The organism is Shewanella sairae, assembly GCF_023283535.1.
Lineage (GTDB): Bacteria > Pseudomonadota > Gammaproteobacteria > Enterobacterales > Shewanellaceae > Shewanella > Shewanella sairae.
The window spans coordinates 1-23,355 of sequence record NZ_JAKILT010000033.1; the positions used below are offsets into that span (position 1 = coordinate 1).

Below are 23,355 nucleotides of genomic sequence, written 5' to 3' on the forward strand. Positions count from 1 at the left end.
AAGGCATAGTGCGAATGGCTATCTCAGCCCAGAAGCATTCGAACTAAAGAGCATTGCTTAGTGCCGTGTCTAGTTTTAGTACTAGAGATCATAATGATTTTTTGGGTTATACAGTCCGCTCTCCTTAATAAATAATTAACAGTCTCTCTATGACCAAAATACATCTAGCCCACACAGAAGTATTCACTCCGCATAGCTATAGCCTGTAGATAGAGTGTGCATTCATTACATCTAGGTATACCAACTGTAGATCCTTGTACCGAACTTAATCTCACACTGATATTCAGGTACAAAAAAACCTGCACTTGGCAGGTTTCTTCATATCAACTTATGTTTTAAAGCAGCTTATACTTCAAAGCCAGTTGATTAGTTTTGCTTTCTAACAAACTTAGACTTAAGCATCATCTGGCCGTGACCATCAACTTTACAGTCAATATCGTGGTCAGCATCAACAAAACGCTTAATCACAGCTTTAGTACCTACTTTAAGTACCAGCGATGAGCCTTTAACTTTAAGATCTTTAATTAGCGTGACTTTGTCTTCTTCAGCTAACAAGTTACCCACTGCATCTTTTAAAATAATCGCATCTGGATCTACGATAACTTCATTTGGATTCCATTCATGAGCACACTCTGGACAAACTAGGTTTGTACCGTCTTCGTATACATAGATAGACTCACATTTTGGGCATGGTGGGATAGCGCTCATGGCATTTTCTCTTTGAATAAATAAATTGTTGGATCGTACTCAATGCGCCGTTTTTAACAGTCATTAAACGATCCACCTTTTAAACACATATTATAATAAAATTTTCCATTATCAGCTAGGTTCAAAAAGCCGTCTTGTGAACCCACTAGTCTTTGCTATTTTCAGTATTTGATCTTGATAACAAAACACCAGTCAAATCGCACACAATACCAGCGATTTCTTACAGTTTTAGCGTAGTGAATCTTATTACCCATTTGATATATCCACTTTGATCACAGCAAGCGCTATAGCTTGATACAGCTCTCGCTAATATTACGGTGTAGTCATTCAGCCAATAAAAGCGATTACAGCTGTATCTAGCACTCACTACCCAAGAACAAAGCACTAAGTACTTTTAACGAGTGATAGTTTTAACAAGTGATAGTTTTAACAAGTGATAGTTTGCGCATATTGCTTTAAAGAGATCCCAAATTGAGTCTTAAAACGCTGACTAAATCGACTTTCAGATTGATATCCGCAGCGAAATGCCAATTCAAGTTGGGTAAGCGGCTGCTCGTTGCGTGCATTAACGGTTTGCATCACACTAATGGCATTTAACATTCTGACCTCGGCTAATACTTCTCTAAACGAGGTGCCCTCTTTACTTAAATGACGCATAAAGGTTGCTTGGCTCATGGCAAATCGCCCACAAGTATTCTCAATACTGTGGTTGCTTGCCGGATCAATAGCAAGATAACGACTGAGTTTTTGTCGCAAGGATAATTGCCTATGAGCAAACAGTTGCGACAAAGCGCCTGCTTCAAAAAGCTGTTGGTAAAATCCGTCAAGGTAACACTGCTGCGCAGCAGCGCTTAATGACAATTCAGCCATGGTAATCAACTGCGACAATGCAAAATTAAGGCTATCATTAACAGCAAGGCTTGGCGGATTGAGTAAATCGCTTTGTTCTATAGCTGCTGCAGATAACTGTTTAAGCAGTGCTTCTGACGGCAAAGATTTAAATGAAATCTGAATTGACTGAAACTTATCTTGGCTAGGCTCATTGATAAAGGTCAATGGTTGGTTTTCTGCCGCAAGTAACCAGTTATGACGATTAAAGGCTATTGCCTCACCTTGCCACTGCAGAAATTTAACGCCTGCAGTAACGACAATAATACTGGGGGTTAATACTGGCACATTACGCAGCGGCTGCGCCTTATGACCAAAGTAACGATCAATTCTCAGCAGTGAACTCAATATTATTCCTCAACTGCAAGCTAACATTTATCATTAAACTGCCTAAGCGAAATCAGGTTGATTTCGCTTAGGCTTATCTAGCTCATGCTGCATTAACTAAGATACTAACTTAACGCACATAGGTTGCTGTTAATACTGCTTTATCTATTGCCATTTTATTCAATGTAAAGCCAACTACAGCAGGAGATATGTCGCTAGGTAAATCGATTTTAGCTTGTGGTAATGCCCAAATCGTAAATTGATAACGGTGCATGCCATCGCCTTCAGGCGGGCAAACTCCACCGTAACCCGGCTTACCATAATCGGTTCTTGTTTCAAGGCCGATATTGACTTTACCAGATGCGCCTTGCGCAACTGATGTGGTGTCTGCTGGAATATTAAGTACCGTCCAATGCCACCAGCCGCTGCCTGTGGGTGCATCAGGATCAAAAGCGGTTATCGCAAAGCTCTTAGTGCCTTTAGGGGCATTTTTCCAAGACAACTGCGGCGATAAATTGCCACCACTACAACCCATACCATTATATTCAAACTTAGATGACATCAACTGCCCTTCGTTGATGTCATTACTCGTTAGCTCTAACGCATAGCTGTGAGCCGAAAACGCCAGTAACGCGATAGATAAACCGATGTGCTTCATAATGGATCCTAGATGTCTTTGTGAATGTACATCTAGTTTAGTTAATCAACAATATAAAAGTTACCCAAAACTATCATAATAAGCTTATTAAACATCCATTTTGATAGTTACAGTTTATTTTAACAGTTAAACGCATTGCTCCTTGCAACTATTGATGCTGATAAGTCGTTAGCAAAAATACGCTTAACCTCGCCTTAACGCGGGCCTTTACTCAAGTAGCAAACCGTAGTTATCGAGTACTAAAGCCTTGGCCCTTTAAATATGCCTGCATAAAAGGTCGCGACTCTTTATTGAGTGTTGCACTTATCTGTTCAGACCATGAAATTTGCTTATTATTACTGCTCCTTGCCGCATAATATTCACGGATATGCAGATCATATTGCGCGAGTTCATCACTGTCGATTGCCTGATAGCGCTCTTGATGCACCAAAATACTTAAAGGTAGACGCGGTTTAGTTTCAGGAAGTTTCGCAGGATAACCAAGGCACATACCAAACAAAGGTACAACATACTTAGGTAGTCCTAATAATGACTTCATCTTATCTGGATTATTACGGATCCCGCCAATATAGACGCCACCAAGCCCCATAGATTCTGCAGCCAGTAATGCATTCTGGCCCATCAAGCCAGTATCAATCGCACCTATTAGCGTTTGCTCGGTAAAGCCCAACTGAGCATTAGGGCTCACTTGTAAATGACGATTAAAATCAGCGCAGAAGACTAAAAACTCAGCCGCGGTTTCAACATAGCTTTGCCCACCAGCGAGTTCGGCAATCTGCGCTCGAGTTGCAGGATTCGTTACCCGAATAATGCTGCTACATTGAATAAAACTGGAACTGGAGGCTGCATTTGCACACTGTAAAATTAACTCCAGTTTATCTTGCTCAATTTGTTGCTCGGTAAACTGACGAATAGAGCGGTGCTGAAGTATGGTTTTTATGGTGTGATTCATGGTTGACCTACTGGCGGTGTTTTGAATAACAGCCTACTTACCTTAAAACACTGCCACAAGCTAATCGATTAAAAATAAAGATTTTTTAGTTAAAAATGCAGCTAGATAATCTTGGTAGCTAAATGAATACGGCTAGTACAAATCACGAATTGCGAACAAAAAACAATCGAGTCAGCCAGAAGCTTAGCTAAAATTAAATGTAATTCATCTTTATTGATCTATTTCCAGTACAGGAATAGGTTAATAAATATCTGGTACAGAGATCACATTTCGCCATCTCCGTCAGCCATTAATATTCATGGAGTATTCTGATGAGAAACCTAGAACTATTTAGCACAGCGTCAATCGATCACTTAATGTGGTCACAAAAAGAGTATTCAGCCAACCTAGACTCACCTGCTCTATCTATCTTCACCGACTTTGACCACTCCCAACCTATGGTTATCGACTCGTCAGCCAGCGCTGTTGATACCGCAGAAATCATGGTCAAGACCCACGCTTTTATGCGTCTTGTCGTCGATAAAACCAATCGCTTCTTGGGGATCATCACCCAATACGAACTGTCCCACAGCAAGATGATGAAGTTAGCAGCCAAAAACGCCTGTACCATTAACGATCTGCAAGTTACTGAATTAATGGTGCCTAGAGAGGGCTTGATGGCGCTTGATTATCATCAAGTGGCTACCGCCAATGTCAGTGATGTTGTAAGAGCTCTACAAGAAAACGGGCTACACCATATGCTGGTGATTGACCACGAGCTGCACCATATACGTGGCCTTATTGCCGCCAACGATGTCGCCAGAAAACTCAATGTACCAATTGATATTAATCAGCCACCATCGTTCTCACAAATATTTAAAGCAACACGTTAATTCATAATCACCTTTATATTAAAAAGCCCCTGTAACATACAAGTCTCAGGGGCTCACTATTTAAAAGGCTAGCACGCTATCGCGTTATCACATAAGTAATGTTCTAACTCAAGTGCTGGTAACGCTTTTGAATACAGCCAACCTTGATGTAGATTAACGCCTAATGAGTTTAAAATATCCGCTTGAGCTTGGGTTTCAACACCCTCCGCTATCACACTAATATTTAGCTCTTCAGCAATAGCCATATAAGATAAAATTAGCGATAGCTTATTCCCTGGCTTACCAAGCCGGCTAACAAACTGCTGATCAATCTTAAGGTAGTCAAAATCTAAATTCTGCAACCACAGGTTTCCGCCGTAGCCAGTACCAACGTCATCAAGCTCTATTTTGCAACCAAGCTGTTGGCAAACATCTACAAATTGTTTGAGTTTGTCCCAGTCAGAAATCGGGATACGCTCAGTTAATTCAAAACTTAAATATTCAACCGGGTAGCCCTGCTCCGCAAGTTCGAGTAGAAACTGATGCATTAACCCTTGCTCAATCTCTTTGGCACTAATATTAATACTGCACCAAGCAATTGTTTGCTGCTTTAGCAAACCTCTTAGCTCATTAAGTGCTGTTAACATAATCCAGCGGGTAACTTCTGGCATAACCGGAGACAGTTCCAACTGACCAATAAAATCGCCAGTATTGCGAATACTGCCATCTGCATTGCGCCATCTTAGCAGTACTTCTACACCAAAAGCCTTATCTTCACTGGTATCGACTATGGGTTGATACGCTAAGAAGAACGCCTCTTTTCTCAATGCCTGCTTAAAAGATCGATTCAAGTATATTTGCTTAGCCGCTCCTCGAAGAATAAAGCCAATAAACAAAACTAACGCATAAGCTAGCATTGAAAATAGAAAGTAATTCAACCAAAGCAAATTCTTAGCGAGTGAGTCGATTGAAAAGCAATATCGCAAATCCGTTACCCGCGAATGAAACTTCATTGTCTCTGAGTCTGGATCGCCATGATCGATTCTCAATAGGTTATTACCATTATCCAAATCAATACTTAAACCATCAGACAATGTCGCATAAGGTAAAATATCGGCCATATCCTGCACAGCATCAACACCTACAAACAGTTGATACTGACTGGTCATCCGAGCAACGTATATCGGCCACAGTGCCTCACTGTTACTGCAGTTACCTTGTTGGTAAATATGTAAACCATGATCTTTAGACTCATCAATTCTAAAGTAGTCTGGTCCATTCACTTCATTAGCACCTAACGCTGAACATATCAGTTTTTCATCACTAAACTTAATCCAAACAATATCTTGCTCGCTAGAATTGAGAATATGATTTCGAAGCACATTAACCGTTTCCACTGAACAGCCTTGTGTTTCTAGTCCGTTTAGTTCACCTTGAATCGCTAACAGGTTTTTATTCGCTGTCGCTACCCCCTCAACATAAAGATTGTCGAGTTTTATGACCTTTGCAGAAAAGGTCGTAAATACGCGATAGTGTACTAGGTAATATGAAGTCACAGCGCAAAGCAAAACCATGGCGATAATGAGCCAAGGAAGATCTTTCTTTCTAGCAATAGGGTCAAACTTGAGCATTAAGCAGTGCCAAATGAAAACATTTAATATCTACCAAGCACTACCAGTAGTAAGTACTTGAATTTAATTGCAACCGTGTATGTTAACGCTATACAAATTGCTTAAATTGAACCTTTGCAGCCACGAATCAAGCATAAGCATTTGTTAGTATAGATAATTAATTATACTTACGGATATTCAACTTAGGCCACCAATTCAAAGAGTGCGCGAATTTACGCCTGTTTAAAAATTAGGTCAACTTAAATTTGTATAAAAATAGAGCTAGAACATAGGCGCTACACAAAACCCATTCTTTCGTTTTACATTTCCCCAAACAACCCTTGGAATTTAAATTTGCACAATAAGAAGCCTTACCGCTATTCTGATAGCGTTAGCTTTATAGATATTGCCTGAAATCATAAATAAACCTAACTGTAGAGGGGTCAAACATTGACTTTCTTAGTTTCTTATCGCGCCATCAAAGCATCCAGCGCTACCGCTGTTTTATTATGCTTTCCCACCCTGTCTTTAGCCGATCAGTGGCACCTTAGCTTAGATAATGATGTGATCATCGGACAAGACGGCGATTACTCCAACGGATTTGTTTTAGGCTGGCAAGCGCTACCTCAAGCAGACTTTAACCAAGCCCCATGGCCTTTTAACTGGCAGAGCCAGTTGCAAATTCCAATGTCAAACTCTGGGCAAACAAGCCAGTGGGGAGCTAAATTCTATCAAAGGCTATGGACACCTAAAGAAATTGAATTTGATTATCCTCAGCCCTACGATCGCCCCTACGCCGGGGTTGCAGAGCTAGAAAGCTTTACCGGTAGCTTTAGCGACTCTTTTGCCCAAAAGAACTGGTTCAGTATTGGCGTCATTGGCCCAGCCTCTGGCGCTCAGGCCATGCAAGAGTTCGTCCATAGAATTACCGATTCAACATCACCCAATGGCTGGAAATACCAAGTCGAAAACCAGCTGACAATTCAGTTAGCGTATGAAGCCGACAGCTTGCTCACTAGGCAAACCGCAGGTAAAGACAGCCAATGGGAAATAAGTGCATACAACCACAATATGTTAGGTAACTTTCGCAGTGAAGCCAATTTAGGCTTAATGTTTCGCTGGGGAGATGACTTAGCCCAATCCTTTGGCCAACTAAGTAGCCATGCAGGCCACTATGGTCAATATAGCCATACTGCACGCCAAAGAGGTAGTTGGACGGTTTACGCCCGAGCACAAGCAGGTTATCGATTTAATGATTTAACCTTAGATGGCTCTTTACCCTATGATTCCTATGCAAAGCTCAAACACCAACAGGCTAAAGCAAGCACTGGCGTCATTTGGGCTTTTCCCACTTGGTCAGTCAGTTGGAGCTTTGATTTATATACTCAAGAATATGAGTCAGACAGTGATAAATGGCATGGCTACGGTGTACTGAGTTACAGCAAGCAACTGTAACTCAGTGCGCGACAATATTAAAAACTAAAGGCCCAACCTATTTGCGGGCCTTTTTCGACAAAGTCCATTTCATAATGAACGCCATCCACCTCGGAGTCGTTGCCTATCTGCAGGTAACGATAACCAATCCAAACATTATGCAGATGCCCAAAGCGGTACAAGGCTGAAGCGTTAAAGCCAAAGTCTCTGTCGTTATCTCCATAGATCTTAGTGTCAGCCCCTGCAGATACGCCCCAGGACTCACTAAACCAGTGGCGATAAGTTGCGCCCACCAGCCAGTCAAACAGGTGCTCGTCAGCTATAGGTACTTGGGCATTGATATTGATTAGGCCATCATCTTTAAGCGGCTTAATATTTAAATCTATTTTGCTAAACACATGCCGTACACCTGTAAATAAGCGCAAGCCTGGGGTAACTTCATACCCGGCTAAAAAATCATTCACAGCTAAGTGCATATCGGTTTCAATATTGTGCCCTGGAGAGATAACGCCACCGGTTATCGGCCCTGTTAGCCCCGCCGTTTGACTATCGCTTTTTATCCTTAGGTAGTTAACTCGCAAGCTATAAAGCCAATCGCCTTTTTGCGCATAAAGCTCACCAATCACCCCAAAATTAAGATTACTAATGATGTCGTTAAACGGTACTTCAATATCAACACGATCTGCATCAGCATTGATGGTGCCCGATATATCCGGCGCCCAAACCATAGGTAAGGCTATCAAGTAGTTCCATTCATCTTCAGTTGATGAATCGGGACCAATTTCATATTGGTCCTCAGCATTTACCATTGAGGTAGATACCAATAACAATGCCATTAAGGTCAGTTTTTTCACTAACAACACTCCCTGTATTGAACGCGCACTCATTAATGATGGCGAAACTTATTTTGGTGAGTGTAATACAAGATTAATCATCAGCCAATCTAGCTGTTTTTAATACTATTTGTACTCAGTATGCCTGTATCCATTTAGTAAACTTCTACATAATGAATACCACTCACCCATATTTAACCGCTTATATAGACTCAATCCGCGCACTTAAATAACCATTCAATCTACCACGTAAATAACATTAGTCATTTACCTTCATAAAAGTAAAAACAGCAATTAACCTCTGTCGTTGCTGATTTGCAAATTGCGAATAAGTGTAAAAAACAAAACCACAAAAACAGCCAAAACACTGATAAGTAACACTTAAATTTATTGGCACAGCTTATGCTTTATCTGGATACATTGATAACATGACTGCGAGAGATGCATTATGAAAATATCCACAAAGAAGACATTACGCTGCTCCCCGTTAATTTTAAGCGTGCTGATCTCAGCGAATGTGAGCGCCTCTAATCCTTTTAGTGCATGTCCCACAGAAGCCTTTGTCATCCAGAAACAATCCAACACACCAAAAAGCTATGGTGTTAGCTTAGCAACAGGTAGCTATGTGGTGCTCTCTAATGATATGGGGACAGGCAACGGCTACAACGGTGTGGGGTTTAACTACCATGACAACTATCTCTACGGTTGGGATTACGCCTCAGGCTCACTAGGACGTACAGGTGACGATTATCAGATTGTGGCTCTTACCGTAAACAAAGACTCATCAGCCGCCTCTGCCGGTAACTTTTATGTGGGTGATGTCGCCATTAGTGAGAATGTTTGGTACGGCTACCGTAAAGGTAAAGGTTTATTCAAAATCCCATTGGATAACCCCAGTAGCTACAACATGACAATAGTCGCTGGCAGTAAAGCTAACGCCACCTATAACATTACTGACCTAGCCTTTCACCCCACAGACGGCTATATATATAGCATTAGTAATGGCTCAAAAGGTAAACTGCTTCGTATCGATCCCGCCACAGCAGAAGCGACCAACTTAGGTACGGTTATCACATCAACTTCAGGTAACTTTATCTTCGGTGCACAGTTCTTTGATCCAGACGGTAATCTTTACGTCAGCAACAACAGTAACGGTAATATCTACAAAGTTAACGTCAATTCAGCCTCTCCTAGCGCGGTGTTGTTTGCTTATGGTCCATCCTCTTCCAGTAATGACGGTGCACGCTGTGCATTAGCCGAGGTTGTTGTTGGCAACACAGTCGATTTTGGTGATGCACCAGACAGCTACGGCACCTTGCTAGCCTCTAACGGTGCTCGCCATACCATAAGTAATAGTTTATATCTTGGTAGCAGCGTCGATAATGAATCAGACGGTTATGCCTCTCCTCTATCTGATGATGCTAGCGATAATGCTGATGATGAAGACGGGATCTCAATGCCAACCGGATTTGAGCTCGGTGAAAGTGCTGTTTTACTGGTTGATGCAACTGGTGGCGACGGCTTCCTCAATGCATGGTTTGATTGGGATCAAAGTGGCACCTTTGACTTAGAAGAACAAATTATACTCGGTGAACGTATTGATGACGGTCAAAACACCCTGACGATTGACGTACCAAGCTGGGCAAAACCGGGGCCTACTTGGGCACGTTTTCGTTTAAGTACCCAGCGTGACATCACTCCTACAGGTGGTATCGGTGATGGTGAGGTCGAAGATTATCCAGTAACCCTTACCGAAACAGGCGTCACCATTAACTACTACCCTTCCTCTTCAACCTACACCACGCTGGCCTATGAGGATCTCTACCCCGACCAAGGTGACTTTGATATGAACGATGTGGTAGTTCAGTTACGCATCATCGAGTATGTCAAAAATAACAAGGTCAGACGTATTGGATTTGAAGCTCAGCTCGCCGCTATGGGCGCGGCATACCACAACGGATTTGCCGTGCATTTACCGGGGGTGGGTCGAGGAAAAATTAAAGAATCTTTAATCAGCTGGTCTATTGATAACATTGCTCAAACGAGCTCACCGTTAGAAACAGGACAAACCAACGCAGTATTTGTATTTACCCAAGATTTGTCTGACTACGTCACCCTAGAGCAAGGCTGTGAGTACCTGCGTACAGAAACCGGTTGTGAAACCGCGTTTAGAACCACTTGGTCATTTGATATTCCTTTTGACACTCCAGTTGACGAAAGCAGCGTTCCCGCTTTCCCCTATGATCCATTTATCTTCGCAACCCCGAACACCGACCATGGCTTAGCGGCTAAAAACGTTGTTGGTGCTAATCCCGGCCGTCAGTTAGAGATCCATTTAAAGAACCAAGCACCTACTGACAAGTTCTCAACCAACTACTTTGGCGCTCGTGACGACGCCTCAAACCCTGGTGCATCGCAATACTTCCAAGATAGTAACGGTATGGCATGGGCAATTGAGATCCCTGTTGATTGGAAACACCCTAAAGAGAAAGAGCGTTTAGACAATGCCTACACTGAGTTTGTTGACTTTGCTGCCGATAGCACAGGTAACACCAACCCTACTTGGTATGAAAATGCCGACAACTCACTCATTTTCAATAACTAAAATGGAGCATGCCATGAATATTCAATTTAACACTTTGCTTAATCGCCCAACTGGCTTGATGGTATGTTTCACATTGCTTTTGACCGCATGTGGCGGTGGAGGAGATGACAGCGGAGCTGCAACACCAGCGCCGGTAGCAACGACACCCGCTCCAGCAACGACTACGCCAGATCCGGATCCTGCACCCACTCCTACATCACTAGATGATTTAATAGTTGATGCGGATAACAAGCTGCAATCGGCCTACACATTAACCGTCGATATTGATAAAGGTAATAGTAACCGCGGTTACTTCTCGCTTTGTGATGACTACCAAGCCAATGGTGGAGGTTACAAGGTTAACTTCAACTCTTGTTTATTTAGAGGCCCTTTGACCAAGGGGAAATTATCTAAAGATATCAAGGTCGCTAACCATGAAAGCCAGCTGATTGCCGTCATTTGGTTTTATGATGGTCAAGCGCCACAATTTGTAGAATGGAGCTACTTACAAGGCGAAGATTCACAAGTACTCACTATGAATTAACCTTCAATTCAAATACTAGAGCTTGCTGCGATTCACTCTCCACTGGGTCGCAGCCTTTTTATGCGGAAAAATAAAAAACAAACCCAACACATCACTGCTATTTACTTGTTATCGCTTACCTGCAAACCACTTACTGAGATTGATTTAATTGCTACAGTAAACTTTTCTAGTTACTGCAACGTAAACAATAAAACGCCATTACAATGATAGGCAAACAATGCTAAAAACAATCAGAGATTTAAGGCTTGCAACTACAGAAAGTTTACCAAGTAAAAACAACAATAAAGTGCTTAAACTTTTCTTTTTCAGCACCACGTATACTCTAATCATAACCCTAACGATGGGCTTAACTTTAGGCTTAACTATGACCGCAAGTTTCCAAGCTAACGCAGCAGAACAAACAATTAACTTCGATGTCACCACACCAACCATATGGCGCACAGTTAACGATACTGTAATGGGCGGGATCTCGCAAAGCACAGTTACAACGGATCCCACCAGCGCAACCTTTTCTGGCGAGTTGTCATTAGAGCGAAACGGCGGGTTTGCATCAACCAGAACGCAATTAACCGTAACAGTGCCAGCCACTCACAATTTAATACGTATTGCAGTTAAAGGCGATGGCAGACAATATCAACTCAGGTTAAGAACAGATGAGCAATGGGACGCTTATGCTTACTCCAAGGTTTTTAATACCAAGCAAGGTCAATGGTTGCAGTTAACCTTTAAAGCACAAGACTTTACCCCAGTATATCGAGGCCGTGAGGTAGACGCGCCAGCGCTTAAATTGAGTCAGGTTAAGCAAATTGGTTTTCTACTGGCTGATAAGCAACCTGGGGCATTTTCACTCACGTTTAAAGATATTAGTTTCAATAGGGCTGAAGAATAACAATACAAGTAGCAGCTTTGACTGCATAGCCTCTTTAATCATAAGCAGCTTAGTAAAAAACGCTTTATAAAGGATGATCCATTGAGCATAACCATTAATAGCCATGTCGATTTTAATCAAATCAAAGGAGTGATCTTTGATTTAGACGGCACACTAGCAAATTCAAACCCCAATTTTGAAGGGTTAAGAGCTGAGCTAGGCATCAAGCCCGGGACCGACATATTAAGCTACGTTAATTCCATCACAGAGCCCACTCAGGCAGAGCAAACCCATGCCATAATCAAGCACTATGAGCTTGAAAGCTCACACGGCGCTACCTGGATCGCTGGTGCGCAACAACTGATGGCGTTTTTAACCAGCTTACATATACCGCAGGCGATTCTAACCCGTAACATGCCAGAAGCCGCCCACATCACACTAGCCAATCTCAACTTAACCGTCGGCACCGATTTCGACCCGTTGTTGACTCGATTTGACGCCAAAGCCAAACCTCATCCAGAGGGCGTTAAACGTATTTGTGAGCAGTGGCAAATAAAGCCTGCCAATATTTTATTTATTGGTGATTACCTGTTTGATCTGCAAACGGCCCACAACGCAGGGACAAAAAGTATCTTGTACACACCAAGTGTGATCCCAGATTACGCCGACCAAGCCGATATTGTATGCCAATGCTACTTAGCGCTTATCGACTATTTGCGTGCTCAGCTACAAACATAAAAACTAAACAGCTATTGTGAGATTGAGCACAAGTTCAGCACCATTTATTCAGCAAACCTAGCAAGGCAACTAAGGAGTTGCTAAATTACCGACAAAGTTTGTTTTGGGGTGCCCAGCACGCTCAACTAACGCCCTTATTAACGATAACCTTAGAAAATGGAGAATTTGATGATTGTAGTAAACCCTAACTGGGCAGCTGCAGCACGTTAAGTACCCGCTCTTGTCAAAACAAGAGTCTGTATTACGCATTGTTATCATGCAGGTCACGCGAGCGGGTATGAAATTTATCATGCCAACCTAATCTGCTGACTTTTTAACGCGCTTTGCCCGGTAACTATATCTAAGTACCGGGGTCTTATCGAAACAAGTCCCCCAGAATCAATATTCAGGCGCTTTGCGCTGGGGTTTATATGACCAAATCAAATCGTTTCAATCATTTAAAATCAAGTACTTTTGCTAAAACAAGCACAGCAAATACGCTAACAACTCAATCGCCAACAGAGGCGCCCCTAAGAAGTTTAAAGCAACTAGGCTGGAATGGCTTTTTTCAGCAGCAGCTTATCACTGAGTCAGTAGATTACGCCTGCATCGCACGAGTGAGTGCCCATCATCGTAGTCAATATCAGCTATTAACTGAAAGCGGCGAGTTAAGCTTAGCTATCCATCAAAATATGCCTGAAATGACGGTAGGCGACTGGCTACTACTCGATAAGCAGCATCAGTTTGTGTCCTTACTTGAGCGTCATTCACTGTTTAGTCGCAAAGCAGCGGGTTCCAAGGTGGAACAGCAACTGATAGCCGCTAACCTAGATTGGGTCTTTATTGTTTCATCGCTCAATGACGACTTTAATATCAATCGCATCGAGCGTTACTTAGCACTGGTCAATGAAGCCAAAGTCACCCCTGTCATCGTGCTAACCAAAGTCGATTTATGTGCCGACCTAACGCCTTATATCGAAGCGCTACGCGAACTGGACGCTGGTTTGTTAATCGAAACCGTTAATGGTTTAGATAAGCAAAGCACTCAGGCGCTGAGCCACTATTGCAGTGAAGGTAAAACGGTCGCCTTTATTGGCTCATCGGGTGTGGGCAAATCGACCTTAGTTAACGCCATGTTAGGTGAGTCGAATCAAGTTACATCGGCCATTCGTGAAGATGACAGCAAGGGCAGACACACAACCACCAGCCGTTCACTGCATTTAACCCATAGTGGGGGTTTACTACTCGACACGCCGGGTATGCGCGAATTACAACTTGCTGATTGTGAGGACGGGTTAAACGAAACCTTTGCCGATGTGGTTGAATATGCAAAACAATGCCGCTTTGCTGACTGCCAACACGAGCTAGAGCCGGGCTGCGCGGTGCAAGCAGCAATTGCAAATGGCCAATTAAGCGAGCGACGCCTACACAGTTTTCAAAAGTTAATGCGAGAGCAAGCCTTAAATGGCGCAAGCATTGCTGAAAAACGTGCTAAAGATAAGAGCTTAAGTAAGATGTATAAGCGGGTTCAAGGAAATGCACGAGCCAATAAACGCGGCTAGCTAACTCGGCTGGATAACTCTGCTAGTTAGCTAAGTCATCATTAACAAATAATGGCTATATAAGGGTAGTCACCTGCCCTTTTTTTTACAGCTAAGATCTGCTACAACTTGATAGGTATCCCTGCTGATATTTTGACTTAATCGATAATCCCCGCCTTTTTTCACCAATCAAATCAATTTGCTAAAAAAATAAATTCATTTAAGCGTACACGCGTAAGCTTATGAAATTTTTACCCTAAAAGCGCAAAACTAAACACCGACCAAAACAAAATCCAAACAAGCGTTTAAATTTATCGTTTGAAAATTTGATCTATGACTCATTTTGTGACGTAATGTGAAGCATAACTTCTGGTCGGACGAGCATTAATATGAGCATTAGAACTAAACTAAAAAAAGTACTGCCAAGCATTTCTACTACAGAGCAAGAGGCACTCGATGCCGGTGATGTGTGGTTAGAAGGTTCGATTTACCAAGGTGTACCAGACTTTGCAGCCCTACGTGATATTCCGTTAGCAAGCCTATCAAGCGATGAGCAAGCCTTCCTAGATGGTCCCGTTGCCACCCTACTCGACATGGTCGATGACTTTGAAATTCAGCGCAGCAAGCATCTGCCTGACAACATTCTTAATTTCTTAAAAGAGCACAAGTTCTTCTCATTAATCATTCCAAAATCTTTTGGTGGCCTTGAGTTCAGCCCTTATGCCAACTCAACCATTGTTGCCACAATCGCCGCTAAAAGCTCTGCCGTAGCAGTAACCGTAATGGTGCCAAACTCGCTTGGCCCCGGTGAGCTACTGATGCATTACGGTACCTCAGAGCAGCAAAACTACTGGCTACCGCGCCTTGCTAATGGTCAAGAGATCCCCTGTTTTGCACTCACCAGCCCAGAGGCAGGTTCAGATGCCGGCGGTATTCCAGACATTGGTACTGTCACTATGGGTGAATACCAAGGTGAGCAAGTATTAGGTTTAAGCGTAACTTGGGACAAGCGCTACATTACCCTAGCCCCGATTGCCAGCGTATTAGGTCTAGCCTTTAAAGTAGAAGATCCAAATGGCCTACTGGGCGGTAAAGAGCAACTTGGTATTACCTGTGCACTTATTCCGAAATCGCACCCAGGTGTGCAGCTCGGTAATCGCCACGATCCTATGGGGATCCGTTTTTACAACGGTACTACCCGCGGCGAAAACGTATTTATCCCGATGGACTTTATCATTGGTGGTCAGAAGAACATCGGCCGTGGTTGGGCCATGCTAGTGGCTTGTCTTGGCGCCGGACGTGGTATTTCACTGCCAGCACTGGGCGTATCAGTCAGCCAAGCATCATTTAAATCATCAGCAGAATACGCTGCAGTGCGTGAGCAGTTTGGTTTATCTATTGGTAAGTTTGAAGGTATTCAAGAAAAGCTTGCCGATATTGCTGGTAAAACTTATCTGCAAGAAGCGATGCGCGTACTAACCACCGAAGGTTTAGGCCTTGGCTTAAAGCCATCAGTCGTCACCGCAATTGCTAAATACCATATGACAGAGCTTGGCCGCGATGTACTCGATTCAGCCATGGACATTCAAGCCGGTAAAGCGATTCAATGTGGTCCGCAAAATACCTTAGCCTCAGGTTATGTGGCGCAGCCAATTGCGATCACCGTAGAGGGCGCCAACATTCTTACCCGTAACTTGATGATTTTCGGTCAAGGTGTAATGCGTTGTCACCCATACTTGCAGTCTATGGTGGAGTCTATTCACTCAAACGAGAAAAGTGCCGACAAAGTCTTTAATGGCATTTTACGTAAAACGGTTGGTTACAGTGTGGGTAACAGCCTACGTGCCTTTAAGCTGGGTCTATTACCTTTTACTGCTTCAGCGGCATCAACGCTTGCGGAAGTAAAACCATACGAGCAATCAGTACACAAGCTTGCTTCTAAGCTTGCAGTCTATGCCGACTTCTCGTTACTGGTACTGGGCGGCAAGTTAAAGCAAGCAGAGATGCTATCAGCCCGTCTAGGTGATGTAATGAGCTACTTATATGCTGCTATGGCGTCAATTCGCTACTACGAGCAAAAGCTAACTGCTGCCGAGCGAAAAGAAGCTGCGCCCTACTTCCATTACGCGACTCGCTGGTCACTGTGCCAAGCTGAAAAAGCGTTACTAGACTTTTTAGATAACTTCCCGTCTTCAGCGACACGTAAGTTTATGCGCTTAATCACGGTGACTTACTCAGCCAAGATGCCAAAAATCAACGATGATCTAGTACGTGAGTTAGCAGAGCAAGCGCAGCTTAATACCGAGTTTAAGCAGCATCTAACTCATCTGGTTAAGCCAACTGCTGGCGATGGTAACGACATTAACGAGCAAGCTTACCTTGCTAAAATGGAGTGTTTACCGCTATTGGCAAAAGTCAAAAAAGCGATTCGTGCCAAGACATTTAAGCCAGGCGTTCGTTTTGCACTCACCTTAGATGCCGCACTTGAGGCAAAAGTCATTAGCGATACTGAGCATAAATTGCTGCAAGACTATAATCTTAAGCGTGAACGTGCCATCCGCGTCGATGAGTTCGATTTTGACCTAAACCTAATTAGCGACCGAGCAGAGCTTAAAATCGCTAACTAGTTGCGAACTTATAAATAAGAGCTAGATTAGAGTTCGATAACTGTCCATGAAGTAGCTATAGACAGTCACCAAAAAACCACCGCAAGGTGGTTTTTTTAGCTTCGAAATAAGCTAATTCAATTTTTGTTTTTGCTACGGTGAAGTCCCACATGTGTTTTAGCTTCATAGCTATCAATCGCCTCCAGCGGGCGTATATGCAGACACTGCTGAAGCACGCCGCGAGTACAATCCCTGTAGGCTCAACGAAAACATCCATGTTTTCGACGGCTTCAGCCGTATCTGCACTTGGTTAGATAAGCATAATTCTGATGATTCGGAGTAGTAGCTATATGGCTAGTTCATTATCTGTCTCTAATTCGCTCCGACCCCTTTGTGGACCCCTTTGTGTTGTAAGCAGTAATAGACAGTCACCCAAAAACCACCGCAAGGTGGTTTTTTTAGCTTCGAAATAAGCAAACTCAATTTTTGTTTTTGCTACGGTGAAGTCCCACATGTGTTTTAGCTTCATAGCTATCAATCGCCTCCAGCGGGGGATGTGCAGACACTTCTGAAGCTCGCCGCTAGTACGTCCGTGTAGGCTCAACGAAAACATCCATGTTTTCGACGGCTTCAGCCGCATCTACACTTGGTTAGACAAGCATTATTCTGCTGATTAGGAATAATGGCTAAAAGGCTAGTTCATTATCTATCTCTTATTCGCTCCGCCCCCTTTATGCAAAAATAACTATAATCCTATACAGGTATAATGACCTTGATGAATCAGACAGATTTATCAATGCTAGAAAGTGAAATAATTGCATCGATAAACTTTTAACATCTGAAATAGCATTTGCTTATCATACAGTTAGGTTTCCGCTTTAATCTAACAAGAGACCCGATAAATGTTCTGCATTGCTTTGCGAGGGTGGTAAATTCAAATTTTGTTAGCACCAGTGAAATTAACTGCTTTACATCAATGAGTTGCGTTGCTAACTTTGACGTAAATTAATAAAGTGAAAAGATTTATCGGAGACTCTGGATAATAAGACGTTAGGCACAAGGAGAGAAATGGAGAACACTCTTATAACTTTGGCTGAATTTCATTACGAACTGGGATTCATTGGACAGGATAAATATCAAGAGCGTATTAATGTTGCACTTTGGCTATCTGGCAAACTTGATGGCGGTGATCCAAGATTAGAACCTCCAGAAGAGGAGATGAATGATAGTCGTGAAGAGTTTGAATCTGAGAACGAAGCTGTTGTATTAAAAAACGCTTCAGGAAAGAGTTCGACAGGGAGAAATGAAGATGATGGGCTTGAATTTCTCTTTCTTAATAAATGGGTTTTCACGAAGGCTGACCCAGACTCATACCCGTCTGTACCTCACGGACATTATAAAAGTCAAAACAAACCATGGCCTAAACTAAACCCATATACAGGTCGTGTTTTTAGCTCAAAACATCAAGAAGAAACGAGTCAACGGCTGTCAAAAAAACAAATGAAGATGATTTGGAATGATGAAAAATTCAAAAACTTCTGTCGCGAAATGATTGTTTGGTATCAAGAGCAGTTCACATACTATAAGTTTCAAGTGCGTCGGCCATTAAGGTTTCCACGGTGGTGATTTGGCCTAACAAGCACATGTTGTCGGACTGGATTTCCGCTGCGCTTCAAAGCAGCCGAAAATGCGGGCGTAATAATTCTTCAAGTGAGCTGTGTAGTACATGAATGTAAAATTAAAAGAAGAAATTGAAAACATCCATCTAGAATTTTTTCAATTTCAAAACAATGTGCTTGGCTTTTTTATCATTGCATTAGCTTTGGGTTGTCTTGGTAGTAATCAGCCTGGCGTCAACGCTTTAATTTGCTTAATTACACCATTCATTATTTATTTCAGTAGTCATCCTTATTACTACAAGTATTATGGCCCAAGAAAAATAAACGGACTTTTCCCTAGAATCAGAATCAAAAGAATTAAAAACCCGAACATTTTTCTTGAGTTTAAAAAAACACCAGTATACGCCTTTGGTGTAGCCTTTCTTTTGTTTGTGGCTTGTTTAGACCTATATTTGTTCCTAATAAAAGAAATTTCATTTTGTGGTTGGTCTAAAGCAATTGAATGCTATATATACGGTGGTTAAGCAGAATTATAACGCGGTGTTACCGTATATCCACTTGCCATATTTTCCCTAATGAGACTTATCACTTTAAAAGTTTTAACTCTAAGCAATTCCAGTCCAACAACGAGCTAGGGCTTTAGCCATAACTAAAAGCTATCAGCTCATTACAAACTCACAGAAAACACCAATTCCCCATCGAAGTTGCCGAAGTACGTTGGAATAAATCGTGTGATGCCGACAGGGATGTCGGTGTAGCTTTCGCGGGGCAGGATGCCCCATCGGAAGCGTTAGCGATTTATCCATAAGTATGAGGCCCGTATCTAATGCATGTAACTTCGTCGGGGCGGCTCGGGTGATGCAAGAGGGGGAAGCTGTTGTCCCCCTTTTGCCCGAGTGTGAGCTGGAAGCTCACGACCTTTATCAAACGAAGTTTGATTGGTTCGGTCGATGGCTAAGCGCAGACCCACAGTTAGCCTCAATAACAAGGGCGCCCCGCTATGACGCCCAATCATCATAGCTACAACTAGGGTGTGACAATATTAAACACCCCTTTGGGTCTATCCAACGATGAAAAGAAGCTGACCAAATCAAGCTTACTGCCTTCGATTTCAAGCTCGTCGGAAAACAGCACCTCTTTGACGCCTGCTTTGCCAATAATCAAATCGACAAATAGTTCATGGCTAATATTTAAGGTCGCGTTGGCCTTAGCAGATTTGGGCGCAAGCTTATGGTGTAGCACTGAGTTTTTAAGCTCTAGCACATAGTTTTTATCAAGATCGGTAAAATTGATATTAAGGATAAACGCTTCGCCGAATACTTCAGGACCAATCACTCTTGATGCCATCGACTGCATAAAGTTCTCGACTGGCGATTGCAGTAAAATCTGTTTCATAGAAGCTAAATCAATGCCCACCTCTGGGCTGCCGTGCCTTAGCTCATAGGCAGCAGTTAGGTACACATCACGCCAAGGTGCAGACTCTGCCTGATAACCCAGCTGATCATAAATACTGGCAAGCAATGCTTTGGCTTGTTTACGCTTAGGTTCGGCCACCACGAGATGATTTACCAGCTCTGCCGCCCAGCGGTATTCGCCAGCAGCAACCGCCTTATTGGCAGCTGCTATGATCTTGTCAGCGCCGCCCATTAGCTCAACATATTTAACCGCTGATGCCGTTGCAGGCAATGGGTCTAAGTTAACGGGATTAGCGTCGTACCAGCCTAAATAAGCTTGGTATACCGCCTTGGCATTGTGCTTAACTGTGCCGTAATAACCACGGCTAGCAAAGGTGTTAGACAGTGACGGCGGCATCTGTATTTGCTCGGCAATTTCTGCCGGAGTAAAGCCTGCGTTAAGCATACGCACCGACTGATCATGAATATACTTATACGTATCACGCTGCTTTTGTAAAAACTCATTCACCTCTGCTTGGCCCCAAATAGGCCAATGATGACTGCCAAAGTACACTTTGGTGTCTCGCTGAGCGTTAAGGGCATCATCAATGGCTCGGCTCCATACTAATGCGTCACGCACCTTAGCGCCGCGCAGGGTGTACAGATTGTGCATGTTTTTAGAGACTAATTCGGCGCCGCAATAAGCCTGCTGTTCTGGCAGGTAAAAAGTAAACTCTGCGGGGGCTTCTGATCCCGATACGATTTGAAACTCAAACGGGACGCCATCAATCTCCATCGCTGAATCTTGCTCGACTACCACATTAGGGCTGAGAATACCGAACTCGCCAAAGGCTGGCTCTTTACCTAAGCCTGAATCGATATGGCCGCGGCTAGAGCGAGGTAGCTGCTTGCCGTACATGTACATGGCGCGGCGGCTCATGGCTGTGCCTGCCATCACATTTTCGCTGGTCGCTTCATGCATAAAACCAGCGGGGGCAATAATATCAACTGACTTAAGTGCGGCTAAATCTCTGCCATCTTTATTTTGAAATAGTCCCAGTGCGCCACCAAAGTGATCCATATGACTATGGGTAAAGACGATGGCTGATATTGGCCGTTTACCCAGTGTTTTATTTAAAAATTCGAATGCCACTTCTGCCGTTTCAGCTGTGGTTAATGGGTCGACAATAATCCAACCGCTGTCACCTGCAATCACCGTCATATTGGCTAAATCAAAACCACGCAGTTGGTAAACACCTTTGGTGACTTCAAATAAGCCATCGATATTATTTAAGCTGGCTTGACGCCATAGACTTGGGTTAACGCTATTGGGCGCATCCCCTTGAATAAAGTCATAGGCGGTTCTATCCCAAATTACCTTGCCTTTATCATCAACCACTTTAAGCTCTGGCATGCTGGCGATAAAGCCACGTTTGGCGTCTTCAAAGTCTTGTACATTATCGAATGGCAGTGAGCTAAGCACCGCTTGATTGGCGGCAACCGTGTGTGAACTTGCGGCAGTAAAACCGGCAGAATCAGCACCTTGTAACTCTGAAGATGCTTGCACTGAGTTAACCTTTGGATCTGGCTGACAGCCTGTGAGCAACGTCAAGACCAACATCGTGCCCATCATAGCGATAGAGCTGAGTTTAACTGGTGGGGAGAACGTACGCTTAGTGCAAGTACTGGGTAAACGAGTGCTAAAATAAGTGCCGGAAAAGTAGCGGGCTTGAGTGCGAGTAAGCTGTTGATGCTTTTGTTGAACAGAAATCAAAGACGTTGACATAATAAACCGCTTTGTCAATTAACAGGATACCCCCAACTTATTACATAAAAGCAACACAGGGTTTATCATTTTTCGCCAATATCAAAGATGCGCTTGTCAGCCACCGGTTTTTAATCACTCTCTTTTAATTCCCCCCTTTTAATCACCCTCTTTAAGCACTCTATTTTAGTAAATAAGGCAATTGTTTATTTTATTGACGCCACTTTTTGCAGGCGAAATTGGACGGGCTCATAGCCATCCAAGCAGTAAAAGAGCGGGTAAAGTTACTCACGCTGGTATAACCTAAGGTATCTGAAATCTCACTCACTGCCATATCGGTATTGGTCAAATAATGCAGCGCAAGTTCTAGGCTTTTTAACTTAAGCAACTCTCTAAACCCTGTGCCTTCCGCCTTCAAATAGCGACTCAAACTACGCTCACTAACATTAAACATCTGCGCAATCATCTGTGCTGTCGGCTCTTGGTTAATTAAAACGGCATGGATCCCTTGGCTGGTTTTCTCGCGCCAGCTGAGCGCTTGCATCTTATGTAGATACTGCCGCACATCCGCTTCAGTTTGCAGCGCTTGTACTGGATCTTTAGTCACAGCAGTTTGCTCTAATACTCCCCTATCCATCCACATACAGTTATCAGCGGCATTCATAACCACTTCGCAGTCAAAGTAGTCATACCATAACTGGGCATTTTTAGGTGCACTGCGCATCAGTTCAACCCGTTTAACAAAATGGCGATGACCGACCATCTGTTTTCCATGCTGCATTAGACTGCTAAAAAACGCATCTATTGCCAGCTCACTAATTGCTACCCCATTAAGCGGCGTAATAGTGAAACCCAACCATTGAGGAGTACGCTGTAAACGAATACGGCCGCTATTGCTGACCAGTGCCGAGTAATCAGGTAACGCTTCAAATGCTTGTGCGAGTGAATCGCTACTGAGCATCAATGCGCCTAGAGAATGGAAATGAATTGGGTAAGCATATTGACCGACGGTTAAGCCAAAATCCGTCGCACCAGTGGCATTTTGCGCCAGCTGCCAAAGCTGGGTCATGTTATCAATATTAACCCGCTGTTCGGGCGCGGCTTCAAGCGCTTGTAAACATAAGCCTGCTTGCTTAAATAGCCCATTTGGCTCAATACCACTCACGCTGAGCGCTCTGGCTATCGCCAAAGACCAAGCAGCAATCGTGCTGTATCGAGTCACAGCTTGGGTATTAATAGGATGAGATGAAGTCGGCATATAATCTGATTCTTCCCTACAGGTCTTTGATTAGCCAATAACAGACTATCAGCTTTGGCTTTCTATTGTTATCTAAGACACTACGTGACTGACCAGTATTATTAAAGGGCATTAGCCAATTTTAAAAACAAAAAGGCTCAAAGGAGAACCTTTGAGCCTTAAACGTTATTGGTTAGCTTAATTTCCTTAAGTAACTAG

18 protein-coding genes are annotated in these 23,355 nt (G+C 43.2%); 10 read left to right on the forward strand and 8 right to left on the reverse strand.

Going from position 1 to position 23,355, the window contains the following annotated elements:
- Positions 1–366 precede the first annotated feature (366 nt).
- The 4 genes from L2748_RS14180 to nfsA form a co-directional block, all read right to left on the reverse strand.
- Positions 367–708 carry a zinc ribbon domain-containing protein YjdM gene (locus tag L2748_RS14180; RefSeq protein ID WP_220782762.1) on the reverse strand — a complete coding sequence of 114 codons (342 nt, stop codon included), beginning with the start codon at positions 706–708 and terminating at the stop codon, positions 367–369.
- Positions 709–1,134: 426 nt separating this feature from the next.
- Entirely contained in the window at positions 1,135–1,944 is an 810-nt protein-coding gene (locus tag L2748_RS14185) for a helix-turn-helix transcriptional regulator (RefSeq protein ID WP_220782763.1), read from the reverse strand.
- 109 nt (positions 1,945–2,053) lie between these two features.
- Complete coding sequence (locus tag L2748_RS14190; protein WP_220782764.1) at positions 2,054–2,581, reverse strand: YbhB/YbcL family Raf kinase inhibitor-like protein; 528 nt, start codon at positions 2,579–2,581, stop codon at positions 2,054–2,056.
- A gap of 229 nt (positions 2,582–2,810) precedes the next feature.
- On the reverse strand, positions 2,811–3,533 hold the full coding sequence (nfsA, locus tag L2748_RS14195; RefSeq protein WP_220782765.1) for an oxygen-insensitive NADPH nitroreductase: 723 nt from the start codon (positions 3,531–3,533) through the stop codon (positions 2,811–2,813).
- Positions 3,534–3,844: 311 nt separating this feature from the next.
- Here nfsA and L2748_RS14200 point away from each other — a divergent pair, with 311 nt between their 5' ends.
- Positions 3,845–4,405 carry a CBS domain-containing protein gene (locus tag L2748_RS14200; RefSeq protein WP_220782766.1) on the forward strand — a complete coding sequence of 187 codons (561 nt, stop codon included), beginning with the start codon at positions 3,845–3,847 and terminating at the stop codon, positions 4,403–4,405.
- A gap of 68 nt (positions 4,406–4,473) precedes the next feature.
- Here L2748_RS14200 and L2748_RS14205 read toward each other — a convergent pair whose 3' ends face one another.
- Positions 4,474–6,015 (reverse strand): EAL domain-containing protein, encoded by a 1,542-nt coding sequence (locus L2748_RS14205; protein ID WP_220782767.1) that lies wholly within the window; start codon positions 6,013–6,015, stop codon positions 4,474–4,476.
- 429 nt (positions 6,016–6,444) lie between these two features.
- Here L2748_RS14205 and L2748_RS14210 point away from each other — a divergent pair, with 429 nt between their 5' ends.
- Positions 6,445–7,449 carry a lipid A deacylase LpxR family protein gene (locus L2748_RS14210; protein ID WP_220782768.1) on the forward strand — a complete coding sequence of 335 codons (1,005 nt, stop codon included), beginning with the start codon at positions 6,445–6,447 and terminating at the stop codon, positions 7,447–7,449.
- Positions 7,450–7,466: 17 nt separating this feature from the next.
- Here the strand turns inward: L2748_RS14210 and L2748_RS14215 are convergent, their stop codons facing one another.
- On the reverse strand, positions 7,467–8,282 hold the full coding sequence (locus L2748_RS14215) for a hypothetical protein (RefSeq protein WP_220782769.1): 816 nt from the start codon (positions 8,280–8,282) through the stop codon (positions 7,467–7,469).
- 427 nt (positions 8,283–8,709) lie between these two features.
- Between L2748_RS14215 and L2748_RS14220 the strand changes: the two genes are divergently transcribed.
- From L2748_RS14220 to L2748_RS14255, 8 genes are all read left to right on the forward strand, one after another.
- The gene (locus L2748_RS14220) at positions 8,710–10,866 is read left to right on the forward strand and encodes an LruC domain-containing protein (RefSeq protein WP_220782770.1); all 2,157 of its coding nucleotides are present in this window, start codon (positions 8,710–8,712) and stop codon (positions 10,864–10,866) included.
- A gap of 13 nt (positions 10,867–10,879) precedes the next feature.
- Positions 10,880–11,389, forward strand: a complete 510-nt coding sequence (locus tag L2748_RS14225) for a hypothetical protein (RefSeq protein ID WP_220782771.1) — start codon at positions 10,880–10,882, stop codon at positions 11,387–11,389.
- A gap of 364 nt (positions 11,390–11,753) precedes the next feature.
- A complete protein-coding gene (locus L2748_RS14230) occupies positions 11,754–12,278 on the forward strand; it encodes a CIA30 family protein (protein WP_220782772.1) in 525 nt (174 codons plus the stop codon).
- Between the two features lie 81 nt (positions 12,279–12,359).
- Complete coding sequence (locus L2748_RS14235) at positions 12,360–12,995, forward strand: HAD family hydrolase (protein WP_220782773.1); 636 nt, start codon at positions 12,360–12,362, stop codon at positions 12,993–12,995.
- A 410-nt stretch (positions 12,996–13,405) separates the two neighbouring features.
- Positions 13,406–14,536, forward strand: coding sequence for a ribosome small subunit-dependent GTPase A (rsgA, locus tag L2748_RS14240; protein WP_220782774.1), 1,131 nt, complete (start codon positions 13,406–13,408; stop codon positions 14,534–14,536).
- A gap of 368 nt (positions 14,537–14,904) precedes the next feature.
- Positions 14,905–17,142, forward strand: a complete 2,238-nt coding sequence (locus L2748_RS14245) for an acyl-CoA dehydrogenase (protein WP_220782775.1) — start codon at positions 14,905–14,907, stop codon at positions 17,140–17,142.
- Positions 17,143–18,189: 1,047 nt separating this feature from the next.
- Positions 18,190–18,747: a hypothetical protein gene (locus L2748_RS14250; protein WP_220782776.1), complete on the forward strand. Its 558-nt coding sequence runs from the start codon at positions 18,190–18,192 to the stop codon at positions 18,745–18,747.
- A 100-nt stretch (positions 18,748–18,847) separates the two neighbouring features.
- A complete protein-coding gene (locus L2748_RS14255; RefSeq protein WP_248957710.1) occupies positions 18,848–19,264 on the forward strand; it encodes a hypothetical protein in 417 nt (138 codons plus the stop codon).
- A gap of 502 nt (positions 19,265–19,766) precedes the next feature.
- Here L2748_RS14255 and L2748_RS14260 read toward each other — a convergent pair.
- Both L2748_RS14260 and L2748_RS14265 read right to left on the reverse strand, forming a co-directional pair.
- Positions 19,767–21,767 carry an alkyl/aryl-sulfatase gene (locus L2748_RS14260; protein WP_373317222.1) on the reverse strand — a complete coding sequence of 667 codons (2,001 nt, stop codon included), beginning with the start codon at positions 21,765–21,767 and terminating at the stop codon, positions 19,767–19,769.
- Positions 21,768–22,110: 343 nt separating this feature from the next.
- On the reverse strand, positions 22,111–23,157 hold the full coding sequence (locus L2748_RS14265; RefSeq protein ID WP_220781718.1) for an AraC family transcriptional regulator: 1,047 nt from the start codon (positions 23,155–23,157) through the stop codon (positions 22,111–22,113).
- Positions 23,158–23,355: the final 198 nt, after the last annotated feature.